The sequence below is a fragment of the Aeromonas sp. QDB30 genome (genome assembly GCF_027707645.1).
Classification (GTDB): Bacteria; Pseudomonadota; Gammaproteobacteria; order Enterobacterales; family Aeromonadaceae; genus Aeromonas; species Aeromonas caviae.
In genome coordinates this window covers 23,671-30,292 of record NZ_JAPCIY010000054.1, presented here as the reverse complement: position 1 = coordinate 30,292, position 6,622 = coordinate 23,671, and the positions used below count along the sequence as shown (strand labels likewise).

Sequence of the window (6,622 nt, the reverse complement as noted above, 5' to 3'; positions counted from 1 at the left end):
CAAGCAGCGAAAATCGATACAGAACAGGACCTTAGAAGGAATTTCAAATGAAGTGTTTTCTTAAGGTCCTGTATATGAATAAGGCATAAGGCCGAGAAAAATGACGCTGAAATTTTATAAAAAAACTGACGCAGGCCGGATTCGGTTAATTTCATGAATCATAAGGAATAAATGATTTTTTCCGCCAACGATGCGCAATTCGTGCCAAAAACCGGACTCCTGTGGCTCGGCGGTGAATGGCCCAAAATCGCCACCATCCTATATAACCTTCCCTAGGGACAGTGAAATAGTGATGTGCCCGGCGTCGTTCCATTCCATGGGCGAGGTCCGGCCAGGAGGGTATATGGAGCTGCCTGATTTCGATACCCTGAAGTACTGGGCGCTGGCCGAGCCGGAGCGACTCGACGCGCTGCTGCACCAGCAGATAGAGACCCTGATCGCCCAGGTGGGACCAGAGCGGCAACGTCGGTTGCGAGGTCTGCAATTTCGCATCGACTGCCAGCGCCGCCTGGCAAGAAACAACCTCGACAGCTGCATCCGGATAGCCAACATGATGCATGACTCCGTCTACGCCATGCGCCAGCACATTCTGGATCTGCAGAACGAATCCTGTCAGGAAATGGCAGAGCCCCCGCTGCCGGATAATGTGATAGCGTTTTCCAGTTATCTGAAACGCAAATAATTCACGGCCCTGTTCAAGATATAAAAAACAGGGTGTTTATTAATTTGTCTCACCCCTTCTCAAACAAGTTGTTAAGCAAGTTGGGTGAATTGTTTTTTATTTGCTGCAAATATTCCCCTGGCGGCTGAATAATAGTGACCAGTGCCCGCAGTCCGATAGAGATGGATGAAGGTGTATTTATTTTGGGGTAATATCCAGACACATTTCATCTTGCTATGACTCAAAGGGATCATGAGAAGCATCACACCAGGAAGGGTGCTGTCGCGAGAGCAGCAGACGGAGATCACCCGGATCATCGTCAAGGCGGGCCAGATGCTGGCCCAGTTTGGGGCGGAGAGCCGCATCATCGAGCAGACCACGGTCCGGCTCGGCATGGCGCTCGGGCTGGAGAGCGTCGAGATGGCCATCTCTTCCAGCGCCATCGTCCTCACCAGTCTCTACCAGGGCAGTTGCGTCACCACCACCCGCCGGGTGCGGGAGCACGGCATCAACATGCAGGTGGTGTGCGAAATACAGCGTATCTGCATCATGGCGGAGAAGGAGCTAATCGGCGCGCGGGAAGTGCGTCAGCGGCTCGATGCCATAGTGCCGTTCCACTATCACCCTTGGCTGGTGGTGCCCATGGTGGGGCTCTCCTGCGGCGCCTTCAGCCTGCTGTTTGGTGGTGACTGGCCCATCTTCCTGGTGACCTGCTGTTCGGCCTCGGTCGCCATGCGGGTGCGCCAGCTCATTGCCCGCCATCACCACAGCCCCCTCATCAACTTTGCCGCCACCGGTTTCATCGCCACCCTGCTCGCCTCCAGCGCCACCTTCTTCGGCTGGGGCGAACAACCCTATCTCGCCATGGCCGCCAGCGTGTTGCTGCTGGTGCCGGGGTTCCCGCTCATCAATGCGGTCTCCGACATGGTGAAGGGTTACTTCAACATGGGGCTGGCCCGCTGGGGCACGGCGACACTGCTGACCATCAGCGCAGCCATAGGGATCATTCTCGCCATGTCGGTGACCGGCATCTGGGGGTGGAAGGTATGATGGAACTGCTCTGGCTGCTGGCCAAGGATGCCTTCTGGTCGGCCATTCCGGCGGTGGGCTTTGCCATGCTGTTCAACGTGCCGCCACGGATGCTCAAATATTGCGCCATGGGGGGCGCGTTGGCCCACAGCCTGCGTACCCTGCTCATCCACTACGGCATGCCCATCGAGTGGGCCACTCTGGCAGCGGCGACCACGGTCGGCTTTGTCTGTGTCTACTGGTCGCGCCGCCTGCTGGCACCGCGCCCGGTGTTCAGCGTCGCCTCCATCATCCCCATGATCCCGGGCAGCTATGCGTTCAAGACCATGATCGCCATTGTGGAGCTCAATATCTCCGGGGTGACCATGGAGCTGCTTCAGAGCGCGGTGGAGAACGGCCTCAAGGCGCTGTTTATCGTGGGGGCCCTGAGTTTCGGTTTGGCGATCCCCTCTCTGGTCGTGTACCGTAACCGCCCCATTATCTGACGACGGTGCGAGAGGTTGACCCCATGATGATTTCCATGATTGCCGCCATGGCCCACGATCGGGTGATAGGGCTGGACAACCAGATGCCCTGGCACCTGCCGGCGGATCTGGCCCACTTCAAGCGGGTCACTCTGGGCAAGCCGGTGCTGATGGGGCGCAAGACCTTTGAATCCATCGGACGACCGCTGCCCGGGCGCCGCAATCTGGTGATCAGCCGCAACCCCGACTACCGGGCCGACGGCGTGGAGGTTATCGACTCGGTGGAGGCCGCACTGGCCCTGCTGGCGGATAGTGACGTCGCGGAGCTGATGGTGATCGGGGGCGGTCATCTCTATGGCCAGCTACTGCCACGGGCCGACAGGCTCTATCTGACCCGTATCGATCTGGCGGTGGAGGGGGATACCCGCTTCCCGGCCTTCGACGAGGGCGACTGGTCCTGCATCGAGCGCGAGTCCCATCACCCCGACAAGAAGAACCCCCATCCCTACTGTTTCGAGACCTGGCAGCGGCGCTGAGCCCTCTGATGCCATGAAGAGCCCCTTGCGACAGCCGGGGGCTTTTTTGTGCCCTGTTGCCGCAAAGAGAAGGGGGCTGAACCGGCATGGCTGAAGGTGCCTAGCAATACCGGGATGCGCGGCATCAAAATGATTAGTGATGTAATTAAGTGGCCATTTATCGCTCCGATGGGGGCCGTCCTCCCCACTCTCTCTTTTCGCCTGCTGCTAACGCCCTTTAATCATTAATAAAATGTGCTGAAAGTGCATCGCTACTGTGGCGGCCCTGTCTGTTATAGGCGTTTTTATCGTGATTTAATGGGTTTTTATGAATAAAAATAACTAATAAAAATCAATGGCTTAAATTTTACCTTTCCTGGTTGGCTTCAATTGGTTCTTTTGTTTGGGTGTGAAACTGCTTAGTGTTAAAAGTAATTGGCTCACGTTCGACGGTTTGCCAGGCAAACCGTCGGCCAAGAAAAAAGGACAATATGACAGTCAAACTCGAGGTCAAATCCCTCTACAAAATCTTCGGCGATCAGCCGGATAAAGCGTTCAAATTGCTGGCGAAAGGGCATGATCGCGCCAGTATCCTGAAAAAGACCGGACAGACCCTGGGGGTCCAGGATGTCAATCTGGCCATCAACGAAGGGGAGATCTTCGTGGTGATGGGCCTCTCCGGTTCGGGCAAGTCCACCTTGGTGCGTCTCTTCAACCGGCTGATCGAGCCGACCCGCGGCCAGGTGCTGATCGATGGCGAGGACATCGCCGCCATCTCGGAGCGCGAACTGCGCCGGGTGCGCCGCAAGAAAATCAGCATGGTATTCCAGTCCTTCGCCCTGATGCCGCACCTGAGTGTGCTGGAAAATACCGCCTTCGGGCTGGAGCTGGCCGGTGTACCGCTGGCGGAGCGCCAGCAGAGCGCCCGTCAGGCGCTCCATCAGGTGGGGCTGGGACAGTGGATAGAGGCTTATCCGGATGCCCTCTCCGGCGGCATGAAGCAGCGGGTCGGGCTGGCCCGGGCCCTTGCCAATGACCCCGACATCCTGCTGATGGACGAAGCTTTCTCCGCGCTGGATCCCCTGATCCGCACCGAGATGCAGGATGAGCTGCTCAAGCTGCAGGCCAGCCAGCAGCGCACCATCGTCTTCATCTCTCACGATCTGGACGAGGCGATGCGCATCGGCGATCGCATCGCCATCATGCAGGATGGCCAGCTGGTGCAAGTGGGCACCCCGGACGAGATCCTGAACCAGCCCGCCAACGACTATGTGCGCGCCTTCTTTCGCGGGGTGGATCTGGCCCATGTGTTCAGCGCCCGCGATGTGGCCAGCCGCAAGCAGGTGCCCCTCATCAAGAAGCACACCACCGACGGGCCGGGCAACGCTCTGCGCCAGCTCAAGGAGCTTGAGCGGGAGTTCGGGTACGTGGTGGATCGTAGCCGTCGCTTCCTCGGGGTCGTCTCGGTGGAGTCGCTCGGTCAGGCGGTCAGGGCCAAAGGCAGCCTGGAGCAGGCGCTGCTGGCGGACATTCAGCCCATTCTGGCGGACACCGCCCTCAATGAATTGATCAGCCAGGTGGCGGCCGCTCCCTGTCAGGTGCCCGTGGTCGAGGAGGATGGCACTTACCTCGGCCTCATCTCCAAGGCCAATCTGCTTAACACCCTGGACAGGAGTACCCCGGCATGAAGCTGATGAATCCCCATTTCTTGCTGAGCGGGCTGCTGGCCCTGGTGCTGCTGGCTAGCCCTTCCCTGCGGGCCGATGAGGTGGCGGCAGACCCCTGGAGCGCGCCTGCGTCCGCCGAGGTGTCCGATCCCTGGGGCAGTACCGACACCCAGGCCACCGACTGGCAGAACCAGATCGAAGCCGCCGACACCACAACCGCCATCGACTGGCTGGATCCTTTCCAGCAGGCGCTGGTGCCGCTGGATACCTGGGTGGAAGGGGGCATCGGCTGGCTGGTGGAGAACCTGCGGCCGCTGTTCCAGCTGATCCGCGCACCGGTGGAGCTGACCCTGAACGCCATGACCCATCTGCTGCAGACGGTGCCCTCCACCCTGATGATGGGGCTCCTGGCTCTGCTTGCCTGGCAACTGGTGAACGGCCGCATGGCGCTCGGTACGCTCGTATCTCTTGTGGGGATCGGGCTCATCGGGGCCTGGTCCGATGCCATGGTGACCCTGTCCCTGGTGCTGACCTCGCTGTTCTTCTGCGTGCTGCTGGGGTTGCCCACCGGCATCCTGCTGGCCCGCAGCGAGCGGCTCTCCACCTGGACCCGGCCGCTGCTGGATGCCATGCAGACCACCCCGGCGTTCGTCTACCTCATCCCCATCGTGATGCTGTTTGGCATCGGCAACGTGCCTGGGGTGGTGGTGACCGTCATCTTCGCCCTGCCGCCCATGATCCGGCTCACCATGCTGGGCATTCGCCAGGTGCCTGCGGATCTGGTGGAGGCGGCCCACTCGTTCGGTGCCAGCCCCTCCCAGTTGCTGTTCAAGGTACAGCTGCCGCTCGCCATGCCCACCATCATGGCCGGGGTCAACCAGACCCTGATGCTGGCGCTCTCCATGGTGGTGATCGCCTCCATGATCGCGGTGGGGGGCCTCGGCCAGATGGTGCTGCGCGGCATCGGCCGGCTCGACATGGGGCTCGCCTCCATCGGCGGCCTCGGCATCGTGCTGCTGGCCATCGTGCTCGACCGCCTCACCCAGGCGATGGGGCAACCGGATCGCACCCGTACCGGCCGCTGGTATCAGCACGGCCCCGCCGCCCTGCTGCTGCGCCTGGCCGGTCGTGACAAGAAAATCGATTACAAAGGAGTAAATGCATGAGACCGATCACCAAAGGATTGACCCTGGGCACATTGCTGCTGAGTACCCAACTGCTGAGCCCGCTCGCCATGGCCAGCGCCGAGTTGCCGGGGGAGGGGGTTCGCGTTCAGCCCCTGCAGAGCTCCTTGCCGGAAGAGGCCTTCCAGAGCCTGCTGGTGAGCAAGCTGATGGCGCGTCTGGGTTACGATGTCCAGCCCGCCCAGGAGGTGGACTACAACGTGGCCTATGCCTCGGTGGCCCAGGGAGACGGCACCTTCCTTGCGTTCAACTGGGTGCCGCTGCAGGACAACAAGTACGAGCAGGCGGGGGGCGACAAGGTGTTCTTCCGTGAGGGCACCTATGTGGCCGGTGCCGCCCAGGGGTACCTCATCGACAAGAAGACCGCGACCCAATACGGCATCACCAACCTGGGCCAGCTCAAGGATCCCGAGGTGGCGGCGCTGTTTGACGGGGATGGCGACGGCAAGGCCGACCTCATCGGTTGCAACCCCGGCTGGGGCTGCGAGGGGGCGATCAACCATCACCTCGACGCCTTTGGTCTGACCCCCACGGTGGCCCACAAGCAGGGCAACTACGCGGCGCTGATCGCCGATACCCTGGCTCGCTACCAGGCCGGCAAGCCGGTGCTCTATTACACCTGGACCCCCTACTGGCTCAGCAGCGAACTGGTGCCGGGCAAGGATGTGGTGTGGCTGGAAGTCCCCGCCGACGCCCCGGATGCGGCCAAGACCCGCTTGCCGAACGGCAAGAACTACGGCTTTGCGGTGAACACCATGCACATCGTTGCCAACAAGCGGTTTGCCGAGGCCAATCCGGCCGCCGCCAAGCTCTTCTCCATCGTCAAGCTGCCGCTCAATGACATCAACGTGCAGAACGGCCTGATGAACAAGGGGCAGAACAAGCCGGCGGACGTGGAACGTCATGCCGACGCCTGGCTCAAGGGCCACGAGGCACTGGTGAACGACTGGCTGAATCAGGCGCGCGCCGCCGCCATGTAATGAGGGGTACGTCGCCCTTTTGCGCAAAGAAAAACGCCCGGTAGTTGCCGCAATGCTGTTCAGATAAGCACTTTTTTGACTGATTATTCATAAATTGGATTTGAGTTGAGGGGGCAAGGCTG

Annotated in this window: 7 protein-coding genes; all 7 read left to right on the top strand. The window is 60.5% G+C overall.

Annotation, left to right across the window (positions count from 1 at the left end):
* Positions 1-343 precede the first annotated feature (343 nt).
* Positions 344-682, top strand: a complete 339-nt coding sequence (locus tag PG896_RS15185; RefSeq protein WP_010675440.1) for a DUF3135 domain-containing protein — start codon at positions 344-346, stop codon at positions 680-682.
* Positions 683-913: 231 nt separating this feature from the next.
* Positions 914-1,711, top strand: coding sequence for a threonine/serine exporter family protein (locus PG896_RS15180; protein WP_270835879.1), 798 nt, complete (start codon positions 914-916; stop codon positions 1,709-1,711).
* On the top strand, positions 1,708-2,175 hold the full coding sequence (locus PG896_RS15175) for a threonine/serine exporter family protein (protein ID WP_010675437.1): 468 nt from the start codon (positions 1,708-1,710) through the stop codon (positions 2,173-2,175). The genes PG896_RS15180 and PG896_RS15175 overlap by 4 nt, the downstream gene beginning before the upstream one ends.
* Before the next feature lie 23 nt (positions 2,176-2,198).
* Positions 2,199-2,690 carry a type 3 dihydrofolate reductase gene (gene folA, locus PG896_RS15170; protein WP_270835878.1) on the top strand — a complete coding sequence of 164 codons (492 nt, stop codon included), beginning with the start codon at positions 2,199-2,201 and terminating at the stop codon, positions 2,688-2,690.
* Positions 2,691-3,160: 470 nt separating this feature from the next.
* Entirely contained in the window at positions 3,161-4,357 is a 1,197-nt protein-coding gene (gene proV / locus PG896_RS15165) for a glycine betaine/L-proline ABC transporter ATP-binding protein ProV (RefSeq protein ID WP_010675435.1), read from the top strand.
* Complete coding sequence (gene proW, locus PG896_RS15160) at positions 4,354-5,502, top strand: glycine betaine/L-proline ABC transporter permease ProW (RefSeq protein WP_053288742.1); 1,149 nt, start codon at positions 4,354-4,356, stop codon at positions 5,500-5,502. Before proV ends, proW begins: the two co-directional genes overlap by 4 nt.
* On the top strand, positions 5,499-6,500 hold the full coding sequence (proX, locus tag PG896_RS15155) for a glycine betaine/L-proline ABC transporter substrate-binding protein ProX (protein ID WP_043154276.1): 1,002 nt from the start codon (positions 5,499-5,501) through the stop codon (positions 6,498-6,500). Before proW ends, proX begins: the two co-directional genes overlap by 4 nt.
* Positions 6,501-6,622 lie beyond the last annotated feature (122 nt).

Coding starts and splice junctions, on each gene's coding strand:
- PG896_RS15175 (WP_010675437.1), top strand. CDS start 1,708: ATGATGGAACTGCTCTGGCTGCTGGCCAAGGATGCCTTCTGGTCGGCC.
- folA (WP_270835878.1), top strand. CDS start 2,199: ATGATGATTTCCATGATTGCCGCCATGGCCCACGATCGGGTGATAGGG.
- proV (WP_010675435.1), top strand. CDS start 3,161: ATGACAGTCAAACTCGAGGTCAAATCCCTCTACAAAATCTTCGGCGAT.
- PG896_RS15185 (WP_010675440.1), top strand. CDS start 344: ATGGAGCTGCCTGATTTCGATACCCTGAAGTACTGGGCGCTGGCCGAG.
- PG896_RS15180 (WP_270835879.1), top strand. CDS start 914: ATGAGAAGCATCACACCAGGAAGGGTGCTGTCGCGAGAGCAGCAGACG.
- proX (WP_043154276.1), top strand. CDS start 5,499: ATGAGACCGATCACCAAAGGATTGACCCTGGGCACATTGCTGCTGAGT.
- proW (WP_053288742.1), top strand. CDS start 4,354: ATGAAGCTGATGAATCCCCATTTCTTGCTGAGCGGGCTGCTGGCCCTG.